The organism is Enterococcus sp. AZ128 (assembly GCF_051714485.1).
Classification (GTDB): Bacteria; Bacillota; Bacilli; order Lactobacillales; family Enterococcaceae; genus Enterococcus_A.
On the sequence record NZ_JBIORZ010000002.1, the window covers coordinates 792,675 to 816,057 of the forward strand.

Sequence of the window (23,383 nt, forward strand, 5' to 3'; positions counted from 1 at the left end):
GTTTAGAGCTAAATTGATGTACTTCGACTGTTTATTTAGCTCTTCATTAGTATAGCACGTATATTTTTAAAATGATTGCCAAGACTGATGAGATGATAAGTCAGTAATCTCAGCCTATCAAGTAACTTACTGGCCGACAATAATGTCGGTCAGTTAATTAGGAGGTATGAAATGAATAAACAGGATATTTTAAACCAAATTGAATGGCATTTAAAAGAAACTGAAGGTGAGAATGCCTCTGGTACGTTCGACCAGGGCTACAAAGAAGGTTGTTACCATTGTGAAGCCTTGATTGAGCAACTAGACGAACCGCAGAAAGTCAAAGTGAAGCAGTACGTAGCCGATTGGTACGAGGAGCATAAACATAATTTGAGCAATTCGTTGTGGGAATTTACTGTCGAATTGAATAAAAAAACTAAAGTGATGGGTGCTTTATATACTGAATTTGAAAGTTGGTTCATAGAACATCCGCGTGCATATGAATTTATTTCAAGTATGAGGAACGGCTACGAGGTTGAGCAAGAGCCGAAGTATACCGTTGCATTCGAAGGAAAAGGGGATCAGTTGAATTATCGTATTGCACTATTTGGATTCAATAGTCATGGTAAACCGTGCATTGGTTTTTCAAAACGCAGCAATCTTACGCCAGTTTGCAAAGATGAAATGTTGACTGAATTAGAAATCAAAAGCTATGACGAGCGCTTGTGGACGTTTGCGGTGCCAGTCGAGAAAGTGTAGGTGTGAGTATGAAGTTAACCAAGTATGTAGTAGGAACTGTATTCAATGATCGAATTATTGAAAAAAGATATTTAAGAACGAAAGAAAGAGCTCTTAAACTGGTTCCTGATAATCAACGAGATAACTATTATACGAAGTATTTAGGTGAAGAAGAAATAGATTTATATTGCGAATGTTGCGACAAAGAATTGTCTGCCGGGGATACTTACATCAAAGAAGATGAGCATACAAGATATTGTGAAGATTGCTATGAAGAGGACACAATTACTTTTTATACGGTGGGCGGCGAACCTGTAGGAAATGACAATGAAATAGTAAGTTATGACAGTATGTGGCTTGAGCACTGATCAAGTGATTATTATTTCCGGTAACCGAAGCGATAACGTAGAAAAAAGACTACCGCGGTGTGGGGCGGCAGTCTCAGAGCTAAGGGGGAAGCTAATTTGTCAATTAGTTACCTAGCTCAGTGTCTATTTCCTTTAGACAAACTAATTTTATCAAGAGAGAAATGTGAGTTTCAACCGCGAACGGTAGCAAGGAGGAAAAAGAATGGCGACATACAAATTATTAGCCGCTGGGCGTGACAGCACAGGGTATTACTATACGAGGTGGGATAGGGCAACTCCAATATCTGTTAAAGCAGAAACAGAAGCGGAAGCACTAGAGAAAGCCAAAAAGGCTCTAGGTACACCACCAGGCGTTTCTGACAGCTGGGCTTTTAGATTAAAAGGAATAGTGGTTGATTAGATAGAAGCTATAGCAGAAAAAAGACTGCCGCAATCACTCGGCAGCCTCTGAGCTATGGGATGTTAATATCACTGATCAGTTAATTATCTAGCTCGACACCATTGTACAACAAGGAACTATATAAAAAAAGACCGCCGGAAACGAGCTGACAGCGGCCTTTGAGCCAAGTGTCAAAAAATGATCGTAATCATTTTAAGAACTCCTTTGCTCTATATATAGGATATCTCATCATGCTTAAGCGAACCTTAAAGTAAAGAATACCAGCCGCAAAAGCGACTGGCAGAAGAAGTCTAAACAAAATATTCCAGTTTAGTTCTTCATCTGTAGTCGGTCACAGCTACATGGTTAATCGTCAATGCTGATCTATATACTTGTTTTCCGCCAAGTAGGTATTAAAGGTAATGACCGAGATACCTGTTATTATTTTATTAAAAAATAATAACATTTATTAGAATAATCAGTTAAGAAAAGGATAAAAAGGCACCAAGCTTTTGTTTGATAGTATTGCGTCAATTAGTCGAAAGAATTCGGTAACGAAAAAAATTGCACAGAAGAAAGACCGCTGCAATAGGGTGGCAGCGGTCGTGAGCTGACTGAAATATGCGCTTAACCCGATTAAAAAAGGAGTAGTCAGCTCACGTACATTGTACAACAAACAAGAAATGGATGTGAAACAATATGATACCGAAGTTTAGAGCGTGGGATAAAAAATATAAAATGATGATGAAGCTCAATCGAACGTGATGAAGATTCGGATTATATCCGGGAACGTCGACTATCACGTAGAAAAAAGATAAAACACTATATATTGTATGCGAAAATACGTTCCTACGATATATTGTGGATAAACCTGTTGATATGTGCATAACTAAGACAAAATATTTAAGGAGAAAAAATGGAAAGCAAATTAGATTTAACAGAATTGCTTCAATGCGTTGATCCATCTACGCTTTCTTATCAGGAGTGGGTCAACGTTGGTATGGCATTAAAACATGAAGGGTACACCGCTCATGATTGGGATGTGTGGAGTCAGAATGATCAACGGTACCATGCAGGCGAGACCTTCAAGAAATGGGAATCATTCCAAGGCACCGGATCACCAGTGACAGGCGCAACTATTACGCAACTAGCAAAAGATAATGGTTGGCAAAGTCATTACTACGATGGTGACGATGGCAACGAGATTATCGGTTGGAATGATAGCTTTGAACCAGTAGACGTAGACAAAGGATACAGATTTGTTAACACCGATTGGGTCATGGGTAAAGAAATAAAGGAACCTGCGAACTGGAATCCTTCAAATGAGATTATCAGTTACCTAGAAGCGTTATTTAGCCCTGGTGACATTATCGGGTATGTAAACGATGGCTATCTTCATAAAAATGGAGACGTTGAAAAATGGTTACCAAAAGCAGGCGTTTATACCCAAACTGCAGGCGATATTATCGAAAGACTTAGAAAGAACAAAGATGATATCGGAGCCGTTTTAGGCGATCCAAATCCAAACTGTGGCGCTTGGATTCGATTCAATCCATTAGATGGAGACGGAGTGAAAAACACTAATGTAGTGGATTTCAAATATGCGTTAGTGGAATCTGACAGCATGAGCATTGAACAGCAAAATGAGATCATTCGAGAGTTAGAACTCCCTGTAGTAGCTTTAACATATTCGGGTAGTAAAAGTCTTCATGCGATTGTAAAAATCGATGCTGTGAACTATCCGCAGTATCAAGAACGTGTTGATTATTTATATAAGATAGTAGAAAAGAACGGACTGAAAGTAGACAAGCAAAACAAGAATCCTTCCCGACTCACTCGCTTACCTGGTTTCGTTCGCGGAGATAAAAAGCAATTTCTTGTTGCCACAAATCTAGGTAAAGCTTCATGGGAGGACTGGCAAGAATACATTGAGGATATGAACGACAATTTACCAGATCCAGAAAGCTTGGCTGATTTATTTGAGAAGGCAATCGAGTTAGCGCCTGTATTAATAAAAGACATGCTGCGACAAGGCCATAAGATGTTGATTGCTGGACCAAGTAAAGCCGGAAAATCCTTTGCGTTGATTCAATTGGCGATCGCTATCGCAGAAGGTCGCCAGTGGTTCGGCTTCGATTGTATTCAAGGGAAAGTATTGTATGTCAATCTCGAATTAGATGAAAACTCAGCAAAAAAACGATTCTTCGATATCTACAATAAACAAGGATTAGGTCACGCAAACGTATCAAATATTGACATCTGGAACCTTCGAGGAAAAACCAGTCCAATGGATAAGTTAGCTCCTAAGCTGATTCGCCGGGCCCAAAAAGAAAATTACATTGCGGTGATCATTGACCCAATTTACAAGGTTCTGACCGGAGACGAAAATAGCGCTCACGAGATGGCGAACTTTACAAATCAGTTTGATAAGATCGCTACCGAATTAGGTTGTGCAGTCATCTATTGTCACCATCACAGCAAAGGCTCTCAAGGTGGAAAAAACTCAATTGACCGATCATCGGGATCTGGAGTATTTGCACGCGATCCTGATGCAATCCTAGACTTAATCGAATTACCCGTGACTGAAGATCGTTACATGCAACTTGAGAATGACGCGACATGTCAGACCTTCAACGATGCAATAAAGACATACAATCCAACTTATGACGATGTAGGATTAGATGATCAATTTAGTAAAAAACAAATGCAACATCACTTAATGTCGGCCATTCGATCACAAGATATTTTGAAGCAAGTAGAGATTCAACGGCAAAATGCTGTACGTGCCGCGCGACAATCGACAGCCTGGCGAATAGAAGGAACTCTTAGAGAGTTTCCGAAATTCGATCCAGTCAATACGTGGTTCAAGTATCCAGTTCATGTGTTAGACGATACATTGGCCGATATCAAGTTAGAAGAAGACCCAAAAGAGAAATGGAAAAAGGGTACTAAGAAATCGAATGAGTCAAGAAGCGAGAAGACTAAACAGGAATTAGAAGAAGCATTCAACATTTTAAGTGAAGATGGAAGCCCGATCGAAGTGAATCAGGTTGCCGATTATTTAGAGCTATCAAAAAAATCAATTTATGGTCGTGTAAAAAAACACAAAAACTTTGAAGTTAACGGTGGTTATATTAATCGAACAACTGAATAATTTTGTCCCTTGCTATTTAGCCCGTAACTAGCCTGTAAATAAAAAACATCCGGTAACGGTCTATCAGCTAGTAACAAGCCCGTAACAATGTGAAAAGCTTATTCTGTCACTGTCTCACCGTCCCGTTACTCTCTCCCTTTTAGGGATAGAGAGTAACGGAGACTGAGAGAGACTGGAATTAGAGGGTAAAAGAAATTTAAAAATAGGTATGTATCAATATAAAATAACGTGAGGTGATACGAGATGCAACGAATCATACAGAAGGTACAAATGAGACTGTTAGGGAAAAATAAAATAAAGTGTCCTAGCTGTAAAAAGAGTTTTTGGATGCCTCGTGAAAAAATGGAGTTAGCAAAAAAATTTAACGGCCCGTATTGTCCGAGATGTGCAAAACGTTTAAAAGAAGAGGTGTTGATTGATGATTGAATTTTTTATGCCGATAATCCCACCAGAAACGACTCATCAGCAAAAGAAAGTACACGTCGTAAATGGGAAGCCGCATTTTTATGAACCGGAAGATTTGAAAAAGGCACGATCAAAATTGATGGGCCATTTATCTGATCATGCACCGGAATATAAAATCATGCAGCCAGTTAGGATGATGGTGAAGTGGTGTTTTCCAATTACAGGTAGCCATGAGGATGGGGAGTACAAATACACGAAACCAGACTTAGATAATAGTAATAAGCTTCTACAGGACTGTATGACTAGATTAGGTTTTTGGAAAGATGATTCCTATGTGGTTAGCTTGATCATCGAAAAATTTTGGGCTGCGACTCCTGGGATTTACATAAGAATCGAGGAGATAGAATGAATTGGCAAGCTTTTTTCACCGATCTTCAAAAGTGGATGCAGTCATCCAATGAGTTCATGAAGCAACATCCGATTACTTCGGACGAATATTGGCAATGGCTAGTTGAGTCAATGGGAATGCTAGGAAATAAATACAATAACCATCCAGTTGCTATTAGGTTTTTATCAGTGTTAATAGAAATTCAGGATGACAATTTTAGAATTGCTATGGGGAGGAATTGAGCTTGACGGATAAACTAAGCAAAGATACATTAGCTGCAATCACTCAAGAGGTAATAAAAATCGAAGCTAGAAAGGGTAAGGAAAGAAAGCGAGAGCGTAGGAGTTGGAAACTAAGGAATACAACTCTCTTGCTAAAAAAGTATCAAATGCTTCGAGAACATTGCGAAGGTGTAATACCAAAATTGACAGAATACGAAAATAGTTTATTTGATCCAGAAGAGTTAAATCTCGAAACTTTGATGAAGTATAAGGCTCGGACCAAAGAGATGTTAGACTACTTTGATCTAATGTTTTCTTCTTATTGCCAATACTGTCACAATCAAGGTCCGATGGCTGAAAGAAGATTTAATATCATTCGTCAATTATATGTTTTTGAAAATTCAAATGAGTATAAGTCGAAGAATGACCTAGCAGCTTTTTACAATATTGATTCTAGAACGGTTGATAGAGACATTAAGAAGGCCAGCGAGGAATTATCAATCTTCCTTTTTGGTATTGATAGTCTGGATGATTTATCTCATGTCCTTTTCTTGTCTTGAGTACGTCTTACCTTAAGTGTTAATATGATAGCGTGAAATAAATTTAATTAATCCGCTGCACAGTAATTTATCTAATCGTTACTATGAAAACCCTATTAAGTAGCATTGGCACTTGGTATAATGAAAAGTAGGGAGTGATTAGTATGGACAAAAAAAGATTTAGATATTCAATCCTAAAAGAGATTGATAGAGAGAGAAAAGATGTAAATGCAGAATTATTTGGTTTAGATGAAAAAGAATTTCTCGCACATATTAGCTACTTATATAGAGAAGGATATATAACTAAGCCTATGTTAGCTTCGAACATCGTTTATTCAATGGCAGGCGTTTCGCTGACCGGCAAAGGAGAAAAATACTTAGATGAAAATTCTGCGTTTGCTAAGGGATATGCTGCTGCAAAAGAAATAAGAGAATGGATAAACGCTTTAAAACCATAATTCATATTACGAATAAATTTTGGACCACTCACTCGAGTGGTCTTTTTATTTTGTCCTGCTAGGAGGCTATGCAATGAGAACTTACTGGTATGTGTCATTAAACAATAAATACCCGCCGCCGATGAAAGGACAGCAAAAACGTGTAGTAATGTCTGTTCAGATGAAGACGAAGTATTCAATTGTAGAAATGACCAGGGATGCAACATCGGTAGAGATTGATCATTGCAAGCTAGTCTATTATGGGTACGGCCATTGGAAAGAGGACCATATCCAAGAGAACATCAGCAAATACATATAGAGAGGTGGTGGAGCTAGTGTGGAAAAATGGGAGTTAGCCTATAAGGACAGACAAGAAGGTATGAAGTATAAAGATATCGCTGAGAATTACGACGTTTCCATTAACACTGTCAAAGCTTGGAAGTCTAGGAAGTGGAATAAGAAGGAACGAACTAGTGATCTGCCGCCTAAAAAGGTTGCACACAAAAAAGAAAAAGGTTGCACACAAAAAAAGTTGCAACCCGTTATAGATAATGATGACCTAACAGAACAGCAAAAAATGTTCTGTCTTTTTTATTTACAACACTTTAATGCTACGAAGGCATATCAGCAAGCTTATCAGTGTGATTACAAGGTAGCTAACTCAAATGCTTATCTTCTCATGGTAAAAGATGGTATTAAAACCGAATTGAGAAGACTGAAAAGCGAACTGCAAAGAGATATCTTTGTTGATGTAAAAGACTTGATATTTGAGTACATCAAACAGTTTTCTGCTGATATAACCGATTTTGTTGAGTTTGATTCAACTGAACATAAAGTATATCAGCTTGATGAAGGTGGAGAAAAGCAGGAGGTATACAATGATTTCACTGGTGAATTAGAAACGTATAAAATATCAAGTCTATCATTGAAAAAATCTTCTGATGTTGACGGAACACTTATCCAAGAGGTTAAAAAAGGTAAAGATGGCGTTTCTATTAAGTTGTATGATAAGCAAAAAGCTATGAATGAACTGATGAAATATCTTGGTGGAGACAAGCTTCGTGAAGCTCAGATTGTGGCAATGAATAAAGACAAAGATGACGATACTGAGATAGAAGATGATGGTTTCTTAGAGGCCTTGGAGTCAGAAGGTGAAGAACTATGGGCAGAAGAATAAAACAAGCTGTTTTTAAGTTCAAACCTTTTAGTAGAAAGCAAAAGCAGGTATTAACTTGGTGGACGAAGAAAAGCATTGTGAAAGATAAAGATGGTATTATCGCTGATGGGGCGATTCGAAGTGGTAAAACCATTTCGATGTGTTTGTCATATGTCATATGGGCTATGTGTACCTTCGATAACAAAAACTTAGGGATGGCCGGAAAAACAATTGGATCTTTTCGTCGAAACGTACTGTTTTGGTTAAAGTTGATGCTGTTAGCTCGTGGCTATCGCTTTAAGGATCACCGAGCGGACAACATGCTAGAGGTTACACGCAAAGGAAAAACAAACTACTTCTACATCTTTGGCGGCAAGGACGAACGATCACAAGACCTAATTCAAGGGATCACCTTGGCAGGGATGTTCTTTGATGAAGTAGCATTGATGCCAGAATCGTTTGTTAACCAAGCAACGGGTCGTTGTTCTGAGGAAGAGTCAAAGTTCTGGTTTAACTGTAACCCAGATGGTCCATATCATTGGTTCAAACTGAATTGGATTGACAAAATAGCGGAGAAAAACCTTGTGTACCTTCACTTTACAATGGATGACAATCTTAGTTTGTCCGAGAAAATTAAGAAACGTTATCGCAGTATGTACTCTGGAGTGTTCTATCAACGGTATATATTAGGTCTTTGGACGGTTGCTGAAGGAATAATCTATGACATGTTTGATCAAACTAAGCATGTGTTTGAAAAAACGATAGATTTCATTTTTGGAGAAAATTATATAAGCATTGACTACGGTACGCAAAATGCGACCGTTTTTTTATTGTGGCAAAAAGGTAAAGATGGAATTTGGTATTGCGTGAAAGAGTATTACTACTCTGGACGTGATAATAAGAAACAAAAAACGGACTCGGAATTTGCTGCTGACTTAGAAGAGTTTGCTAAAGGGATTCGAGTTAAAAAGATAATTGTCGATCCATCAGCAGCATCTTTTATTGCAGAGTTGAAGAAACGCAATTTATCCATTAAAAAAGCAAAGAATGATGTTCTAGATGGCATTCGTTTTGTCGGGACAATGCTGAATGAAGAAAAAATAATGTTTAGCAAAGATTGTACGAACACGCTAAAAGAGTTCAGCGCCTATATATGGGATACGAAAGCTATAGAACGCGGAGAAGACAAACCAATTAAGCAAAATGACCACGCGATGGATGCCGTGCGTTATTTCGTTTATACAATCATCGCTAAGAATCCAACAGCGAAAATAAAAAATCGTCCATCATGGATGAATTAAAGAAGGTGAGAAAATGGCGATTGCAATCGATCGTGAACTAGCTGGAGATATAAACAATCCTAACTTTGACGTAATTAATTACTGTATTGAAGAACACGAGAAAGAAATCCCTCGTCTTCAAATGCTTTTTGATTATTACGAAGGAAGGCCACATAAAGTAGGGAAGGATTCAGATAAGACACCTCATGAAAAGGATGAGTATTTTGTAAATAATGCTAAGTATGTTACTGACTTGATGGTTGGCTTTACTGTAGGATCCCCAATCTCATACACGGGAGCTGAAGGGAATGATATTCAGCCGGTTCTTGATGCACTGGACACAATGAAGGTAAAGAAACACGATAAAGAGCTGGAAAAAGGTCTGTCAGCAATGGGCGTTGGAACGGAACTGCATTATTTAGCGATTAAACCAGGCACTGAGAATGAAACGATTCCTAAAATTGCTTGGATTGATCCGCGTGGAATGATCGTTGTTGTAGATGACACTGTTGAGCGGCAAAAACTATTCGCTATTCGACCAATCGAAAAGCAGGACCTGAAACGAAAGAAATTCTGGGAAGTTCAGATTATTACAGCGAAAGGAACAATCATCTACAAATCTAAAACAAAGGAGCTATCTAGTGACTCCATGTTGGATACGCCCAAATTTAAAGAGCATTTCTACCAAGAAGTACCTGTTGTTGAGTTTAGAAACAATGAAGAGAAGCAAGGTGACTATGAACAACAGCTTTCTCAAATTGATAAATATAACCTTTTGCAGAATGATCGTATTAAAGATAAAGAAAACTTTGTAAAGGCGATCATGTTTCTATTTGGTTTTGGTCTCCCTGATGAAAAGCCTAATGATATTAATGGAACTATGGCTGTAGAGGCGCCGTCAAAAGAAGAAGGTGGAGACGTAGAATACGCGACGAACACTTTTACAGAATCAGAGGTTCAGACGTTGGCCGATTCATTGCTGGATGACTTCCACAAGACGACATACGTCCCTAATCTGAACGACGAAAGTTTTGCAGGAAATATCAGCGGTGAAGCAATGAAGTATAAATTGTTTGGTTTACTGCTTGTATTGTCAATTAAGATCGGGTATTTAGAAGACGGCATTGTAGAACGACTTCGATTATTACAGAATATTTTACGTGTTAAGGGTCAAAATGTTGACGTTGATGGTGTGACAATAAAATTTAAGCCGAACCTTCCAATAAATCGGTCAGAGATTATTAAACAAATAAGTGATTCTCAAGAATTTATACCACTCCTTATTAGTTTAGGATGGCTTGATGATATTGACAACCCAGAAGAAGTTGTTGATATGTTGGAAGAACAAAAGACTAAGAACATGGAAATGCAAGCTAAAGCATTAGGTGTGCAGGCAAAAGACAGTCACTCAGATTTAGATGGTCCACCAGGAGAAAAAGAAGATGAGGAGAATGATGATGAATAACCTAATTGACAAAAAGCTAGCAGAAATGCATGAGAATAATATGACTTTGGAAACGACTTTTTTTGAGGCGCAGAAAGGATTGAGCCTGTTAGCCAAACAAAGTAGGTTCATGTTTGATGAATGTATCGCGAATGGCTTCACCGAAGACCAAGCTCTCAAACTGGTAATAGGATTATTTTCAGGAAACGGAGGTTAGCTGGATGATAAAAGCAACATTCAAAAAGAGTAACGGTTTGTTTATTGAATATGAAGTTACTGGGCATGCTTATTTCGCTGAACCAGGCAAGGACATTGTTTGCGCTGGTGTCTCTACTCTCTTTATTACGATTACTAATCAAATGCTATGTAAATCTTATGTGAAGTTACACGATCAACGAGTGTCAATTCTTAATCCAAATGAGATTGATAATGCGTTAGTCGAAGCGTTGCTTTGTGGCTTGTATGATATTCAGCAAAAATACCCCGAACATGTTTCGGTAGAGGTGATCGAATGAAAGCGAAAAAAAAACCAGTTGTTGTTGAGGTAACTATTTTTAACGCAGAGGATTGGATTTACAAACGTCATAATGCTTATCCGATGGTAGATACAAGGGATGTCACGATGGGTGAAAGCTCTTTAGGAAAATACTTCACTTATCAACCAGTAATTCATACGCTGGAAGGTGATATGGTAGTAAATCATGGTGATTACATTATTAAAGGGGTTCAAGATGAGTATTATCCATGTAAACCTTATATTTTTGAACTAACTTATGAAATCGTGAGTGATTAGGAGCTGATTAAATGGCTCAAAAGAAACAAAAACAAAATGACTTCTATTGGCTCGATCGCGGTATAAAGCAAGAGAAGAAAATCAATGATGCCGCTCAACGAGTCGAACAAAAGGTTATAACTGCATACCGTCAAGCTCAGAGTTACTTAACTCGGCAAGCAAGAAATTTATTTAGTCGGGCGAAGCAACGTTCTGGGATGGATGAAGAAGAAACCCGAGCTTTGCTTAATCAACCCATCCAGCCTGATGAACTAGTAGAACTAAGAAAGCTTGCTGATGATGTATCTAATCCTGATCTGCAAGAGTCGGCAAGAAAACGATTGAACGGTCTAGCGTTTAAAGAGCGAATAACAAGAGCCGAAGACTTGAAAGCTAAGTCTTTTTTAGTTTCTAAACAAATAGCTGATGTCCAGCTGAGCAAGTCAACCGACTTCTATATTGATGTCATACATGACTCTTACAATGAAGCAACTGCCGAAGCAGTAATTCAACAAATTGAACAAGCTGTGTGGGATGGTCAAAAGTATGACTCGAAAATAGAGACGTTCAAGCAAGCTCAAAAACGTGGCGTGCCAATTGAAGTTTGGAATGATCCGAAGAACCGATCGAATGATTACGAGTTTAAGGAGCTTTCCACAAAATATACGAAAAATATTCTGGATTCACATTGGCACGGATCGAACTATTCAAAAAGGATATGGAAAGATACTGAAGCCTTAGCCAAACGTCTTGAAGAGTTATTCACTGTTGAGTCTATGACAGGGATGTCCGAGTTTGAAATGGCTAAAGCGATAGCCACCGAATTTGACCGCTCAATTGGTGTTGCTCAGCGTTTAATACGTACTGAGGCCAATTACATGGCGAATCAAGCAAAGCTCAAAGCATGGCGCGACAGAGGTGTAAAAGAATATCGTTTGGTTGCTGTTTTAGATTTTAGAACTTCAAAGATTTGTCAGGGGAAAGACGGTAAGATTTATCTTGTTTCCGAAGCTGTGGTTAATGGGGCAGCCGGAACATATCCACCGTTTCATCCTTGGTGTCGAACAATTGCTGTTGCGTATATCGGAAAACGATCACTGACAGGAAAACGAACTGCTAATGATCCGATCAGTGGTAAAACAATGACAATTGAACAACGTGATACTTACGATGATTGGATGAAAATGCTCAAAGAAAACTATTCGGATGAAGAAATAGAAGTTCAAAAGAAAATGATTCAGAATCGGAAAAAAGATAGATCCGATTTAAAGCGACTTAAGGATACATTGGGGGACGAACATAGCCCGAAATCATTGGAAGAGTATCAAGAAACAAAGTATAATGACAGTGAGGCATGGGAGCAGCTCAAGCGAAAGTATTCGTTGCAAAGGTCCATTAACAAAGGAACACTGACAACGAATCTCCATTTAGAGAGCCAGCAACGTCACGAGCTTGGTCATCCACGATACGAAAAGTATGTTGCAAAGAATAAAGCAAAAGGTCGACCAACTCCGAGTTACATTACGGCCGATATGGAGAAGCTACAGAAAATTGTTGACGAGAGTTATTTGTCCGGCGTGATCAATAGAAAGAAACCTAGTCAAGCATTGATCGAAATTGAAATTGATACTGATAAATATGGAGTCGCCTATGACCGCCATGGAAAGAATCCAGCAGCGACGAACCGCTACAAAATTCATATGTCTAAGGCTAAAACACACATTGTTCCTATGCATCCAACAGAAGGGAAGTGATGATTTTGAAATTGTGGGAATATGTAAATGAAACTGTAAAACTTGAGCTATTAAATGGAAAAATCATCAAAGGCCGTGTTCGATTTTGGAACGATGAAGAGGATACCGAGGACGGAGAAGATGAAATTGTAATAGGTCATGAAGTCTATGGTATCTCACAAATCAAGTCAATTGAATTAATTGAGTAGTGACACTTAATCATAAATAGTTGGTTAAGTGTTTTATTATGCCCAATACTTTGAAGGCTTAAAAAGCTAAGTAATTCAAAAATAAACGTATGTGGGTTCACAACTAAATATCAAATGATCGAGCACTGTGTCTGGGCTATAGCGTGGATGGGGTGCTTTTTGTTATGCAGTTTTGAATGTGCATGGGTAAGGAGAGTTCTATTTATGATGAAAAACAAGCAGAAAATGCAAAGGTTTGTTCGGTCTCTTTGCGAAGAACCATTAATCCAAATGAATTTACAATTGTTTTCTGAAGAGGGAGACGGTGATGAGGGAGAAGGATCAGAAGATGATGAAGCCATTTCCTTTAAAAACCAATCAGAACTAGATTCCTGGTTTGACAAAAAAATGTCTAAGTCTTTGGAAACTGCAAAAGCCACATGGGATAAAGACCAGGCTCAACGAATTAAAGACGCAGAGAAAAAAGGAAAGATGACTGCTGAAGAACAGGCGCAATATGAGCTGCAACAAGAACGTGATCAATTAGAAGCAGATCGACTATCACTAAAGTGTGAGAAGGACGAAGCAACAACAATCAAACGGTTAGCAACAGATAAACTGCCCGATTCATTATCTGACACGTTAAAGCCACTTTATGGCGGAGATGAGGATCAACTAGAAGAAGCGTATCAAGCAGTATCCAAATCTTTTAGAGATGCAGTTGAGTCAGCAGTAAATGAACGGTTGGCAAGCAATGCTACACCGCCTGCTGGTCAGAACTCTAAAAACTCTAAAGAATCACTTGGTAGTCGTGCAGCAAAGGCCGCAAATGAACGAACAGCACCAAGAACTGACCTATGGGGTCAAAAATAAGGAGGAAAAAATATGTTTGCAGGAAAGAAAAAAACAGTAGAAGAAATCAACTTTTTAGCGAGTGCTAATTTCCAAAACTTTACGGAACAAGCAGATAAAAGTTATAAGGCTGGAGAGATTTATCCAGCTAATGATAATACTGCAAAAGGTATTGTCTTTAACGATGTGACAGTCACTGCCGAAACTGGGCCACAGCCATGTGCAGTAATGGTTGAAGGGTATGTTTTAGAAGATCGTTTGCCTGTGGCAGTTAATGCAGATGCAAAAACTGCTATGAAAGAAATTAAATTTAGATAATGGAGGGTATAAATATGTTAACTAAGAAAAAAATGAATTTACAATTATTTGCTGGAACACCAATCACTGATTTATTCACTCAAAATGAAGTCTTGAACTATGTTCGAGATCGTGAGTATGCGCCGTTATTAGGTGAAACGCTGTTTCCTGAACGTAAAACACCGTCACTAACCTTTGATCAAATTAATGGCGGTAGCCGAATTCCGATTGCTGCCTCTGTTCATGATTTCGATACTGAAACAGAAATTGGTTCTCGCGAGGGCGGAAAGCAAGAATTGGAACTATCTCTTATCAAGCGCAAATTGCAATTGAAGGAGAAAGATATTATTGCGATTGAAAACCCACGAACTCAAGCTGAACAGGATTATTTGATTGGTCGTGTTTACAACGATATTGATGTTTTAGTGGCTGGGGTACGAGCGCGTATCGAAGCTATGCGGATGGAAATGTTAGCCACTGGAAAAATCACTGTGGCTGAGAATAACTTGAATCTGAATGTGGATTATAACATTCCGTCAGAACATCAAGAGGCCTTAGCAGGCACTGCACTATGGACAGATCCTAGTTCAGACCCATTAAAGGATTTGGAACGTTGGATTGATGCAATGGATGTAACACCTTCGAAAGCTTTAACTTCTCGTAAAGTCTATCGTGCCTTAGCATCTCATCCAAAGATTATTGCTGCAATTTTCGGCAAGGATTCAGGTCGTGTGGTTTCTCAAGGTGACTTAGATGCATTCATGGAAACACACGGATACCCTGTACTTCGCACGTACAATGAAAAATACAAAGTACAAGGAAAAAATGGGAAGTATACTACGAAAAAATATTTCCCTGAAAATCGTTTTGTAATGTTTACTGACGATACTTTGGGTGAAACGTTATATGGACCGACTGCAGAAGAAACTCGTTTGACTCGTGATGCTTCTGTCGACACTAGTGTTATCGGAAATGTTTTAGCATGTGTCTATGATGAAACAAAGGATCCAGTTGGTACTTGGACGAAAGCAGTAGCAACTGCATTGCCATCATTTGCAGCAGCTGATGAAGTATTCCAAGCACAACCAATCGCCTAGGAGGTAGACAACCATGTTAAAAGTAAAAGTTTTAGATATTCCTGTATTTTATGCAGGAAAGAGATATAAAACAGGTTCAGAGTTAACAATCAAAGAGGAGCATCAAAATTCTCAATTAATCGAACTCTTAGAAACTGTAGAAGACAATCCCTTTAAGGGTGTGAAATCCGAAACCATACGTAAGGCATTAGAAAAAGCTGAAGTTGAGATTCCGGAGTCTATTAATGATCGAGAAGAACTGATCCAATTGTTTATTGAAAACGATCTGACCTTGTAAAGGGGTAGTTAGTATGAATGCAACAAATCAAAAAGTGTTGGACCGATTGAAAGAAGAACTTTCAAGAAAATTCTCTATTTCTGGAGAAGCAGAGTTAGCAGTTTTAGCTGACGATCTCAAAGATGCAGTGATTGATGCACTAGATTACTGTAATCGAGATACGCTCATAGGGAATATGTCTTCAGCAGTAAAAGATATTTTCATTTTCCGAAGAAATACAGAAGGGGTAGAAGGAGAGACGTCACGATCTGAAGGTGGCGTCTCTCAATCTTTTGAGGTCGGTATTCCTAGAAAGATTCGGTCCAAATTGAATCGGTACCGTGTCGCGAAAGTGAGGTCGTTCTAATGGTTGCTATGAGATTACGACCGAAAGATCTAAAAACTGTTTATTTAAAAGAACGCCTAATTGGCCAAGACGACGAAGGAAACTTTCAAGAAGGATTCTCGACGCAATCAACTGAACTTCAAATGAATGTTCAATCTGCGGGCGGACAAGTCATGGCTTCTGTATATGGCCAAAGCCTTCCTTACATCAAGTCATGTAAATATCAGGGTGATCAAATCAAAGAAGGGAAAAATGAAAAAGATGGGATTTGTCTTTATGTTAGTAAAGATAAAGAACCAGACTATGAAATTGTAGCTATTCAAACATTTTCCACTCATTGTAACGTGACATTGAAGAAACTAGGTGATGAAGATGGGCGTTGAGTTCAGAGGTGCTGACCGTCTGATGTCAAAAATACGAGCGATTCCTAAAGTGATGGAAGATGCTGTTTTTGAAGCGACATTCGATATTGTAGATGAAACTGTAGCGAGAGCATCAAGTCGTTTGCAATCGTCAATTAAGTACGGATCAGGAGAATTAAGTGGCTCTCCAAAACAGGAAGTCGTGATCGATGGTAAAGGCAAAGTAATTGGTCGTGTGTGGTCAGATAAAATGGAAGCATTGTTTCGTGAACTTGGTACTGGGCCAGTTGGGGCCGAATCGCCAAAAGATTTACCACCAGGTGTGAATCCTGTGTATTCTACCGAACGGTGGTTTATCCCTGCTCACAAAACACCAGTTGATCTTGAAACAGTGTATGGTATCCCGAGAGTAACCATTAAAGGTCAAGATTTCTTTATGACTCGTGGGCAGCCTGCTAGACCTTGGCTATATCCGTCAATGAAAGAAGTGATTGAAATGGCCGACGACATTTATAAAGATCGTGTGCAGGAAGGACTGAGGGAACTATGACAGAGCGTTATAACATAAAGCCTGATATTGTTACTCAGTTGAAAAAGGTTGTCGAGCTGAAGCTCGTATCTGCTGAATATCCCAATACATGGTCGCAAATGCCCGCAGCAATTTATTCGACAAAAGCAAAGCCACACAAGAAAGACATATCTGACAAAGAAGCATTAACTGAATGGACAGTAAAAGTTGATTTGTATGGAAATAAGTCATTATCAGCAATACAGAGTGAAATAATCAAAGTATTGAAAGAGATTGGATTTAAAAACACTGCCAGTGATGATGGCAATCAAGATGCACTAAAACGTTTGATTCTAACATTCAGGGGAGTGGTAGATAATCGAACGCTTTTTGTATACCAATAATTAGGAGGAAATTCCATGAAGAAAACAAAAATCTTGCCGATGAATTTACAATTATTTGCCGGTTTATTAACTAAGGATACAAAGTTGTCCATGAAATCAGGGGCGGAAACTGATTTTAGTGAAATTAAGGGGCTTCAAGCAGTTCCAGAAGTTGATGGAGATCCTGAACAGGTTGATGTGACTACTCTAGAAGATGCGAACAAAAAGTATATTTCTGGTATTCAAGATATGGATTCATTAGAATTCACGTTCTTATATGAAAAAGCAGTCTTTACAAAATTGAAAGCTGTCCAAACGTCTGGAAAAGAAGCTCAGTTTGAATTGGAGTACCCAGACGGAGCTGTTTGCACTTTTACAGGTGGTATAACCGTGAAAATGGGGTCTGGTGAAGTAAACGGAGCCTATCAATTTACCTTAGCTGTAACTGTCTCAGATGGTCCAGATTGGGCGTAAACGATTAGCAAGAACTATTCGGGTTAGAGATTATTCTCTGACCCTATTTAAATTTTAGGAGGACTAGTAAATATGAAACCAATGAAAGTAGATTTTGGAGCAAAAACGTTATCCCTTGTATTAGATGGAAGCGCAACTGTAGACATTGAGAAGAAATTAGGAAAATCATTGTTCGGAATTATGATGACTGGTAACGGTGGAATGAAAATGCCACGTTTAGGAGAAATGCTAACCATTTTGCATTCAGCGAACCAAACAGCAAACATCAAGTCTGCGGATATGACGAAACTTTATGATGAATATATTTCTAAGGGCGGATCAATGATGAAGCTGTTCGAAGTCATCCAAGAATTGATGGAGAAGGCAGGTTTTTTCGAGTCGGAAACGACGGACGAAGAAGACCTAGTTGGGGAAGAGAAAAACGAGGAAGAGAGTCTAGTGTAGGCTTCTCTTCCTTTTCTGATTTGTTACAAGGGATGTATCCCAAAGCAGTAGAGGCGGGAATACCTGCAGAGAAATACTGGTCAATGACCTATGAAGAAATAGTAATACAAGCTGAAGCAAATGTTGCGATTAGAAAGCAGCAGCTAGAAGAAAAAGCCATGATGGATTACAAAGCAGCACAATTGAATGCATATGGTTTTAATGATCCGAAGAAAATGCCTAAACCAGATCAACACTATCCATTCTTAAAAACAGAAGATAAACAGGAACAATCGAATCAACCGCAAGATTGGGAAATTATGAAGGCCCGAATGATTGAACGGACTGAAATGATAAAAGCAACTCGAGAGCGGAAAAATAAACAGGAAAAGGAGGGGATAGATCATGGAACTGGATAGACTTGAAGTTGTCTTTGATGGTGACCTGAGCCCGATTGAGGAAAAAGTCGCTCGATTTGAACAAAAGATGGACTCAATGATGAGTCGAGTCAAAAGTTCATCGGGACAGGGAATGGATGTAGTAGAAAAGAATTTATCTGATTCTAAAGGGTTCGATAAATTTACAAAACAATTCGAGAAAATGAATTCTAATTTTGATTTTATGCTGAAGCGAATGAACCAATCAGCATCAAGTAATGGTGAAGAAGTTGGAAAATCACTTTCTGCCGGTGTATCTAAAGGCGCTGTCAAAATGACAAAGGATGTCCAAACGGCAGTTGATAAAGTGAACACGCAAATGCAGCAAGCGAAAGCAGCACAACAACGAATTTCTAATTTGCAGGCTAATAAAAACGGTGCTCGATTATCTGGTGATACAAAAAGTGAGTCGAGAATAGGCGAACAAATTTCCAAAGTACAAATTCAGATGAACAAGTCTCAACAACAAGCTCAAGCGATTGTTCGAGGGTTAAGATCCGAATATGATGCTATCCCCAACTCCCTTTCAAGTATTTCAGCTAAGATGGAAGGCAACGAACGGCAAATTGAAGCAATGAGATCCAAAGTCAAGGCCCTGAAAAATGAAATGAAGATGCAACAAACAGAAACAGGAAGCTTTTCATCTGGAAAGTGGAAATCTACAGGCGTTCAGGATACTCCACGATCAACCAAGACCGCGGAAGCAATAACCAAACAATCAGCAAAAATGGAGAAATTGATTGCAGACAATGATGCTTTACAACGCTCATATGCTCAGTTGGAAGATCGTTCTGGCGTTCTAAAGACAGCATTGTCTAGTGTAAATACGGAACTTGGCGAGCAACCTGTTAAGGCACGTATGGCAGCAAATGGCATGAGAAATCTTTCGGGGTCTACTAAACAATCCGAAGGACTCTTTTCCCGATTTAAAAACATGATGAGTAATTCCATCGGCAGATTTGGTGGTCTTTTTGATCGACAATCGAAGCAAGTTACTAACGGAACATCTAGAATGGCTCAGGGTATGGGTGGATTTGGCCGATCCATGAAAATGCTATGGTCACAGTTGTTCTTGTTCACTTTCTTATACCAAGGAATCATGACTTTAGCTGGAGGTCTTTTTAAAGCATTACAAACTAATGCTCAGTTTTCAGCAAGTTTAAATCAAATTAAGGTCAATTTACTAACGGCATTTTATCCGATTTACCAAGCAGCTCTACCAGCAATAAATGCTTTAATGTCAGCTTTAGCTAAAGTAACTGGCTATATCGCTGGATTTATATCCACACTTTTCGGAATGAACATCGGTGATGCATTCAACGGTGCACAAGGACTGATGAATAATGTCCAAGCATTAGATGATACGGGTAGTGCTGCATCTGATGCATCAGACGGATACGATGAGATGGCCCAATCCATTAAGGGTTCAAATAAACAACTTAAAGATCAACATGATAGAACAGAGGCAGCTCGGAAAAAGGCTAAAGAGTATAAACGTCTATTAGCGGGATTTGATGAATTAAACATTTTAGACTTTAGTGATGATTACGATGACGAGTCAAATGAGTTTGTTCCTCAAGAAATACCAACAAGGCCAAAGAACCCAAGTGGTTCAGGATCTGATCCTTGGGCTGACTTTGGATCCGCAGCAATTCCTGAAACGCCTAAATGGTTAACGGATTTCGCCAAGAAGTTTAAAGACATCATGTCGAAACTCTTTGATCCAATAAAGAAAGCTTGGGATGCTCAGGGTCAGAAAGTGATTGATGCTTGGAAATATGCGCTTAAGGAAGTAGGAGGCTTGATCCAAGCAATTGGAAAATCGTTCATGGACGTATGGACTAATGGCACAGGTCAAAAATTTGTAGAGAACCTACTTATCTTGTTGGCGGATGTCCTAAATATCATTGGTGATATAGCTGGAGCGTTTAGACGAGCATGGGAAGATAACGGGCGCGGGACCGCGCTAATTCAATCTATTTTCGATATGTTCAATGCTATTTTAGAACTACTACATCAAATTGCAGTATCTTTCCGCAATGCATGGAATGATGGTTTAGGAGAAAAAATTGCAGGACATATACTGGAAATATTTACTAATATAAACAATACTATTAAGAACTTGGCAGATCGTCTTTCTATAGCTTGGCAAACAGGTAATGTTGGTGAATCAATCTTTAAAAGGATTCTTGGCATAATTGAGGGTTTGTTAGGAAATATAAACAATATGACGAAGGCAACAGCCGATTGGGCTAAGACACTTGATTTTACGCCTCTGCTTCGATCAATTGATGGGCTTTTGAAATCGATTCAACCTTTAACAAAAAATATTGGTGATGGACTTGAATGGTTTTATAAAAATGTTTTATTACCATTAGCGGGATTCACAATTGAAAAATTGATACCGGTGTTCTTTGAAGCTTTAGCAGGTGCAATTGATTTAGTTAATGGAATAATTAACGGATGTAAACCGGCTTTTGATTTTTTATGGAATAATATATTGAAGCCTCTTGCTGAGTGGACTGGCGGAGTAATCGTTGATGTATTGAAAAAAATCGGAGACGTTTTATCAGGAATTGGGAACTGGATATCCGAACACTCAGAAGGCTTTTCAACATTTGTAACGATAGTTGCCTCATTTGCCACAGCCCTTGGTTTGGTAAATGGTGCTATTGCTATATGGAACGGAGTAGCGGTAATTGCAACTGGAGTAACTACAGCTCTTAGTGGGGCAATAGCTTTCCTTACTAGTCCAATAGGATTAGCAGTTCTTGCTATTGGAGCCATTATTGCTGTGGGTGTTACGTTGTGGCAAAACTGGGATACTATCAAGGAAAAAGCTGGAGAGCTAGGAGCTTGGCTTTCTGAAAAATGGGAAGGTATAAAGACCGCAACGGCAAATGCTTGGAATAATGTCAAAAACTGGACTTCGGAAAAATGGAATGCTGCGAAAGACGCTGTGACTAGTAAAGCTGGTGAAATTTATAACGCTGCTAAAGATAAATTTACGAATACTGCAAATACAGTTCGCGATAAGGCAGGTCAAGCAAAAGATTGGGTTTCGAGCAAATGGTCTGATTTAAAAAATTCCACTTCAAGTAAATTTGAAGAAATACGTTCAACGGCTGGTTCGAAGATGAACAGCGCAGCCGAAGCGGTTAGGTCTGGTGCAGAGACAGCCAGAAGTAAAGCCGTTTCCGCATTTTCAAGTTTAAAGGATGGAGTCGGCGGGCATTTAAATTCAATAAAAACTATAGCTTCAGAGGTCTTTAAGAAAGTCGGGGGATGGGCCTCAGATTTACCTGGCGATATTGCAAAAGGTTTGTCTAGCGGCCTGAATACGATTAAGCAAGCCATGAATAATATAGCCAATGGATTAGCCTCTGGTATAGGAAAAGGTGTTAATGGCATTATCTCAGGAGTTAACTGGGTGATGAGTAGTCTGGGAGCTGGGTGGCGATTGTCAACATGGCAAGTTCCCTATTTCAGTTATGCTACGGGTACTAATTCACATCCTGGTGGTTTAGCTATGGTAAACGATGGAGACGGCAGTAATTGGCGTGAGATGTACAAATTGCCAAGTGGACAGATTGGTATGTTCCCAAATCAAAAAGATTACATGGTCAATCTTCCTAAAGGGACTCAAGTGTTAAATGGCCAAGACACCAACAACTTTATGAGTAATATTCCTCACTACAAAGGCGGATTAATCGATAGCGTTAAGAATTTCTTTGGCTCAATCAGCCCTAGTGCTTTATTAGATCGTGCATTCGAAAAATTCGTTGATGTAGCAGGAATACCGGAACCCGGAGCTTCAATGGCTTTAGGCGCAGCAAAGAGAATTAAATCTAGCGCATTTCGAGTTGTCAGTGATCGTATCTCTGAACTATTCAGGCTTGATCAAGAAAATGATAGTAAGAAAAAGGGGTTTGCTAATGGAGGTAGAGTAGATCATTTTGGCTGGTACAAAATGTCTGAGGGGAACAACACCGAATGGGTAGTTCCTGTAACTAAACCAGAACTTGCTTTCCAAAGAATCAATGAAGCACTTGATTTCATGGGATATGAAGGAATACCGGATCTAACAATGCCAGAAGTGTTCAGAGATTCATCGGATGGTTATAGCGGTTCAAGTTCTTCTCGAAGAAAGAACAAGGGTCTTTCTATCACTGGCAATGGGATGGAAAACCTATCAGAAAATTTACTATCTAGTCTAGGTAATACGATTGCAAATGCAATTATTAGCGCCCTATCAAACTTGGATTTAAAAGGAAATGATGGTGCATTGGAGGTAGTTTTAGAGGTTGATTCAACAAGACTGGGACAAGTAACTGTTAGAGGCATTAATCAATATCATGAACAAATAGGGAATGTAGAACTAAACTTATAAGGAGATGAGCTAATGGATTTCTTAGTATCAGGATCGAATGTTGCAACACCTAAAGAATTGTCTGTAAGCATCCAAACCTTAGACAGTGGTTCTAGTGGAAGAAATGCAAATGGAGACATGGTTCGAGATATTCTCGGAAGAAAAACTAAATTGGATGTAAAGTGGGGACCTTTGGAAATTTCAGAGGTCTCTTTAATTTTACGATTAATTGATTCGGCATTTTTTACTGTTAGATATCTTGACCCACACGAGGCGGGGCTAATTACGAAAACATTTTACTGTGGAGATCGAACGATTCCGGTTTATTCGTGGAATGAAAAATTTTCAAATATGATGTGGCAAGGCTTGTCCGTATCGTTAATAGAGAAGTAGGTGAA

30 protein-coding genes and 1 pseudogene are annotated in these 23,383 nt (G+C 38.9%); all 31 read left to right on the forward strand.

Annotation, left to right across the window (positions count from 1 at the left end):
• Window positions 1-171: 171 nt before the first annotated feature.
• Window positions 172-738: a DUF1642 domain-containing protein gene (locus IGI38_RS15565; protein ID WP_438732270.1), complete on the forward strand. Its 567-nt coding sequence runs from the start codon at window positions 172-174 to the stop codon at window positions 736-738.
• Between the two features lie 8 nt (window positions 739-746).
• Window positions 747-1,085, forward strand: coding sequence for a hypothetical protein (locus IGI38_RS15570; protein ID WP_438732272.1), 339 nt, complete (start codon window positions 747-749; stop codon window positions 1,083-1,085).
• A 202-nt stretch (window positions 1,086-1,287) separates the two neighbouring features.
• Window positions 1,288-1,485 (forward strand): hypothetical protein, encoded by a 198-nt coding sequence (locus IGI38_RS15575; protein WP_438732274.1) that lies wholly within the window; start codon window positions 1,288-1,290, stop codon window positions 1,483-1,485.
• Window positions 1,486-2,380: 895 nt separating this feature from the next.
• Entirely contained in the window at window positions 2,381-4,618 is a 2,238-nt protein-coding gene (locus IGI38_RS15580; protein ID WP_438732275.1) for an AAA family ATPase, read from the forward strand.
• Between the two features lie 418 nt (window positions 4,619-5,036).
• Window positions 5,037-5,432: a RusA family crossover junction endodeoxyribonuclease gene (locus IGI38_RS15585; protein WP_438732277.1), complete on the forward strand. Its 396-nt coding sequence runs from the start codon at window positions 5,037-5,039 to the stop codon at window positions 5,430-5,432.
• Window positions 5,429-5,653, forward strand: a complete 225-nt coding sequence (locus IGI38_RS15590; protein WP_438732279.1) for a hypothetical protein — start codon at window positions 5,429-5,431, stop codon at window positions 5,651-5,653. Before IGI38_RS15585 ends, IGI38_RS15590 begins: the two co-directional genes overlap by 4 nt.
• A gap of 2 nt (window positions 5,654-5,655) precedes the next feature.
• Window positions 5,656-6,192 carry a hypothetical protein gene (locus IGI38_RS15595; protein ID WP_438732280.1) on the forward strand — a complete coding sequence of 179 codons (537 nt, stop codon included), beginning with the start codon at window positions 5,656-5,658 and terminating at the stop codon, window positions 6,190-6,192.
• A 143-nt stretch (window positions 6,193-6,335) separates the two neighbouring features.
• Window positions 6,336-6,629 (forward strand): YjcQ family protein, encoded by a 294-nt coding sequence (locus tag IGI38_RS15600; protein ID WP_438732281.1) that lies wholly within the window; start codon window positions 6,336-6,338, stop codon window positions 6,627-6,629.
• 73 nt (window positions 6,630-6,702) lie between these two features.
• Window positions 6,703-6,927 (forward strand): hypothetical protein, encoded by a 225-nt coding sequence (locus tag IGI38_RS15605; RefSeq protein WP_438732283.1) that lies wholly within the window; start codon window positions 6,703-6,705, stop codon window positions 6,925-6,927.
• Window positions 6,928-6,945: 18 nt separating this feature from the next.
• Entirely contained in the window at window positions 6,946-7,785 is an 840-nt protein-coding gene (locus IGI38_RS15610; RefSeq protein WP_438732285.1) for a terminase small subunit, read from the forward strand.
• A complete protein-coding gene (locus IGI38_RS15615) occupies window positions 7,770-9,065 on the forward strand; it encodes a PBSX family phage terminase large subunit (RefSeq protein ID WP_438732287.1) in 1,296 nt (431 codons plus the stop codon). The genes IGI38_RS15610 and IGI38_RS15615 overlap by 16 nt, the downstream gene beginning before the upstream one ends.
• Window positions 9,066-9,078: 13 nt before the next feature.
• Window positions 9,079-10,509, forward strand: coding sequence for a phage portal protein (locus tag IGI38_RS15620; protein ID WP_438732289.1), 1,431 nt, complete (start codon window positions 9,079-9,081; stop codon window positions 10,507-10,509).
• Window positions 10,502-10,705, forward strand: coding sequence for a hypothetical protein (locus tag IGI38_RS15625; protein ID WP_438732291.1), 204 nt, complete (start codon window positions 10,502-10,504; stop codon window positions 10,703-10,705). Before IGI38_RS15620 ends, IGI38_RS15625 begins: the two co-directional genes overlap by 8 nt.
• A 4-nt stretch (window positions 10,706-10,709) precedes the next feature.
• Window positions 10,710-11,003, forward strand: coding sequence for a ribosomal-processing cysteine protease Prp (locus IGI38_RS15630; RefSeq protein WP_438732293.1), 294 nt, complete (start codon window positions 10,710-10,712; stop codon window positions 11,001-11,003).
• Window positions 11,000-11,281, forward strand: coding sequence for a hypothetical protein (locus IGI38_RS15635; protein WP_438732294.1), 282 nt, complete (start codon window positions 11,000-11,002; stop codon window positions 11,279-11,281). Before IGI38_RS15630 ends, IGI38_RS15635 begins: the two co-directional genes overlap by 4 nt.
• Window positions 11,282-11,292: 11 nt before the next feature.
• Window positions 11,293-12,498, forward strand: a pseudogene (locus IGI38_RS15640) (minor capsid protein); the annotation flags it as partial.
• A complete protein-coding gene (locus IGI38_RS15645) occupies window positions 12,493-13,014 on the forward strand; it encodes a polymorphic toxin type 50 domain-containing protein (RefSeq protein ID WP_438733387.1) in 522 nt (173 codons plus the stop codon). The pseudogene IGI38_RS15640 and the gene IGI38_RS15645, both read left to right, overlap by 6 nt.
• A complete protein-coding gene (locus IGI38_RS15650; protein ID WP_438732296.1) occupies window positions 13,014-13,202 on the forward strand; it encodes a 4-hydroxy-3-methylbut-2-enyl diphosphate reductase in 189 nt (62 codons plus the stop codon). Before IGI38_RS15645 ends, IGI38_RS15650 begins: the two co-directional genes overlap by 1 nt.
• 204 nt (window positions 13,203-13,406) lie before the next feature.
• Entirely contained in the window at window positions 13,407-14,054 is a 648-nt protein-coding gene (locus IGI38_RS15655; protein WP_438732298.1) for a DUF4355 domain-containing protein, read from the forward strand.
• 12 nt (window positions 14,055-14,066) lie between these two features.
• Window positions 14,067-14,351 (forward strand): hypothetical protein, encoded by a 285-nt coding sequence (locus IGI38_RS15660; RefSeq protein WP_438732300.1) that lies wholly within the window; start codon window positions 14,067-14,069, stop codon window positions 14,349-14,351.
• A gap of 14 nt (window positions 14,352-14,365) precedes the next feature.
• Window positions 14,366-15,427 (forward strand): major capsid protein, encoded by a 1,062-nt coding sequence (locus tag IGI38_RS15665; protein ID WP_438732302.1) that lies wholly within the window; start codon window positions 14,366-14,368, stop codon window positions 15,425-15,427.
• A 13-nt stretch (window positions 15,428-15,440) separates the two neighbouring features.
• Window positions 15,441-15,704 carry a conjugal transfer protein gene (locus tag IGI38_RS15670; protein ID WP_438732303.1) on the forward strand — a complete coding sequence of 88 codons (264 nt, stop codon included), beginning with the start codon at window positions 15,441-15,443 and terminating at the stop codon, window positions 15,702-15,704.
• Between the two features lie 13 nt (window positions 15,705-15,717).
• A complete protein-coding gene (locus IGI38_RS15675) occupies window positions 15,718-16,050 on the forward strand; it encodes a phage head-tail connector protein (RefSeq protein WP_438732305.1) in 333 nt (110 codons plus the stop codon).
• An 8-nt stretch (window positions 16,051-16,058) separates the two neighbouring features.
• Complete coding sequence (locus IGI38_RS15680; protein ID WP_438733388.1) at window positions 16,059-16,412, forward strand: hypothetical protein; 354 nt, start codon at window positions 16,059-16,061, stop codon at window positions 16,410-16,412.
• Window positions 16,402-16,941: an HK97 gp10 family phage protein gene (locus IGI38_RS15685; RefSeq protein ID WP_438733389.1), complete on the forward strand. Its 540-nt coding sequence runs from the start codon at window positions 16,402-16,404 to the stop codon at window positions 16,939-16,941. Before IGI38_RS15680 ends, IGI38_RS15685 begins: the two co-directional genes overlap by 11 nt.
• Window positions 16,938-17,303 carry a hypothetical protein gene (locus tag IGI38_RS15690; RefSeq protein WP_438732307.1) on the forward strand — a complete coding sequence of 122 codons (366 nt, stop codon included), beginning with the start codon at window positions 16,938-16,940 and terminating at the stop codon, window positions 17,301-17,303. The genes IGI38_RS15685 and IGI38_RS15690 overlap by 4 nt, the downstream gene beginning before the upstream one ends.
• Window positions 17,304-17,318: 15 nt before the next feature.
• Window positions 17,319-17,756: a phage tail tube protein gene (locus tag IGI38_RS15695; RefSeq protein ID WP_438732309.1), complete on the forward strand. Its 438-nt coding sequence runs from the start codon at window positions 17,319-17,321 to the stop codon at window positions 17,754-17,756.
• Between the two features lie 72 nt (window positions 17,757-17,828).
• A complete protein-coding gene (locus IGI38_RS15700; protein WP_221676770.1) occupies window positions 17,829-18,200 on the forward strand; it encodes a DUF6096 family protein in 372 nt (123 codons plus the stop codon).
• Window positions 18,201-18,232: 32 nt separating this feature from the next.
• A complete protein-coding gene (locus tag IGI38_RS15705) occupies window positions 18,233-18,598 on the forward strand; it encodes a hypothetical protein (protein WP_311865566.1) in 366 nt (121 codons plus the stop codon).
• Window positions 18,585-23,006: a hypothetical protein gene (locus IGI38_RS15710; RefSeq protein ID WP_438732312.1), complete on the forward strand. Its 4,422-nt coding sequence runs from the start codon at window positions 18,585-18,587 to the stop codon at window positions 23,004-23,006. Before IGI38_RS15705 ends, IGI38_RS15710 begins: the two co-directional genes overlap by 14 nt.
• 12 nt (window positions 23,007-23,018) lie before the next feature.
• A complete protein-coding gene (locus IGI38_RS15715) occupies window positions 23,019-23,378 on the forward strand; it encodes a DUF6711 family protein (protein WP_438732314.1) in 360 nt (119 codons plus the stop codon).
• The last annotated feature ends 5 nt before the right edge of the window (window positions 23,379-23,383 follow it).

Coding starts and splice junctions, on each gene's coding strand:
- IGI38_RS15565 (WP_438732270.1), top strand. CDS start 172: ATGAATAAACAGGATATTTTAAACCAAATTGAATGGCATTTAAAAGAA.
- IGI38_RS15570 (WP_438732272.1), top strand. CDS start 747: ATGAAGTTAACCAAGTATGTAGTAGGAACTGTATTCAATGATCGAATT.
- IGI38_RS15575 (WP_438732274.1), top strand. CDS start 1,288: ATGGCGACATACAAATTATTAGCCGCTGGGCGTGACAGCACAGGGTAT.
- IGI38_RS15580 (WP_438732275.1), top strand. CDS start 2,381: ATGGAAAGCAAATTAGATTTAACAGAATTGCTTCAATGCGTTGATCCA.
- IGI38_RS15585 (WP_438732277.1), top strand. CDS start 5,037: ATGATTGAATTTTTTATGCCGATAATCCCACCAGAAACGACTCATCAG.
- IGI38_RS15590 (WP_438732279.1), top strand. CDS start 5,429: ATGAATTGGCAAGCTTTTTTCACCGATCTTCAAAAGTGGATGCAGTCA.
- IGI38_RS15600 (WP_438732281.1), top strand. CDS start 6,336: ATGGACAAAAAAAGATTTAGATATTCAATCCTAAAAGAGATTGATAGA.
- IGI38_RS15605 (WP_438732283.1), top strand. CDS start 6,703: ATGAGAACTTACTGGTATGTGTCATTAAACAATAAATACCCGCCGCCG.
- IGI38_RS15615 (WP_438732287.1), top strand. CDS start 7,770: ATGGGCAGAAGAATAAAACAAGCTGTTTTTAAGTTCAAACCTTTTAGT.
- IGI38_RS15620 (WP_438732289.1), top strand. CDS start 9,079: ATGGCGATTGCAATCGATCGTGAACTAGCTGGAGATATAAACAATCCT.
- IGI38_RS15625 (WP_438732291.1), top strand. CDS start 10,502: ATGAATAACCTAATTGACAAAAAGCTAGCAGAAATGCATGAGAATAAT.
- IGI38_RS15630 (WP_438732293.1), top strand. CDS start 10,710: ATGATAAAAGCAACATTCAAAAAGAGTAACGGTTTGTTTATTGAATAT.
- IGI38_RS15635 (WP_438732294.1), top strand. CDS start 11,000: ATGAAAGCGAAAAAAAAACCAGTTGTTGTTGAGGTAACTATTTTTAAC.
- IGI38_RS15645 (WP_438733387.1), top strand. CDS start 12,493: ATGATTCAGAATCGGAAAAAAGATAGATCCGATTTAAAGCGACTTAAG.
- IGI38_RS15650 (WP_438732296.1), top strand. CDS start 13,014: ATGATTTTGAAATTGTGGGAATATGTAAATGAAACTGTAAAACTTGAG.
- IGI38_RS15655 (WP_438732298.1), top strand. CDS start 13,407: ATGATGAAAAACAAGCAGAAAATGCAAAGGTTTGTTCGGTCTCTTTGC.
- IGI38_RS15660 (WP_438732300.1), top strand. CDS start 14,067: ATGTTTGCAGGAAAGAAAAAAACAGTAGAAGAAATCAACTTTTTAGCG.
- IGI38_RS15665 (WP_438732302.1), top strand. CDS start 14,366: ATGTTAACTAAGAAAAAAATGAATTTACAATTATTTGCTGGAACACCA.
- IGI38_RS15670 (WP_438732303.1), top strand. CDS start 15,441: ATGTTAAAAGTAAAAGTTTTAGATATTCCTGTATTTTATGCAGGAAAG.
- IGI38_RS15675 (WP_438732305.1), top strand. CDS start 15,718: ATGAATGCAACAAATCAAAAAGTGTTGGACCGATTGAAAGAAGAACTT.
- IGI38_RS15680 (WP_438733388.1), top strand. CDS start 16,059: ATGAGATTACGACCGAAAGATCTAAAAACTGTTTATTTAAAAGAACGC.
- IGI38_RS15685 (WP_438733389.1), top strand. CDS start 16,402: ATGGGCGTTGAGTTCAGAGGTGCTGACCGTCTGATGTCAAAAATACGA.
- IGI38_RS15690 (WP_438732307.1), top strand. CDS start 16,938: ATGACAGAGCGTTATAACATAAAGCCTGATATTGTTACTCAGTTGAAA.
- IGI38_RS15695 (WP_438732309.1), top strand. CDS start 17,319: ATGAAGAAAACAAAAATCTTGCCGATGAATTTACAATTATTTGCCGGT.
- IGI38_RS15700 (WP_221676770.1), top strand. CDS start 17,829: ATGAAACCAATGAAAGTAGATTTTGGAGCAAAAACGTTATCCCTTGTA.
- IGI38_RS15705 (WP_311865566.1), top strand. CDS start 18,233: ATGTATCCCAAAGCAGTAGAGGCGGGAATACCTGCAGAGAAATACTGG.
- IGI38_RS15710 (WP_438732312.1), top strand. CDS start 18,585: ATGGAACTGGATAGACTTGAAGTTGTCTTTGATGGTGACCTGAGCCCG.
- IGI38_RS15715 (WP_438732314.1), top strand. CDS start 23,019: ATGGATTTCTTAGTATCAGGATCGAATGTTGCAACACCTAAAGAATTG.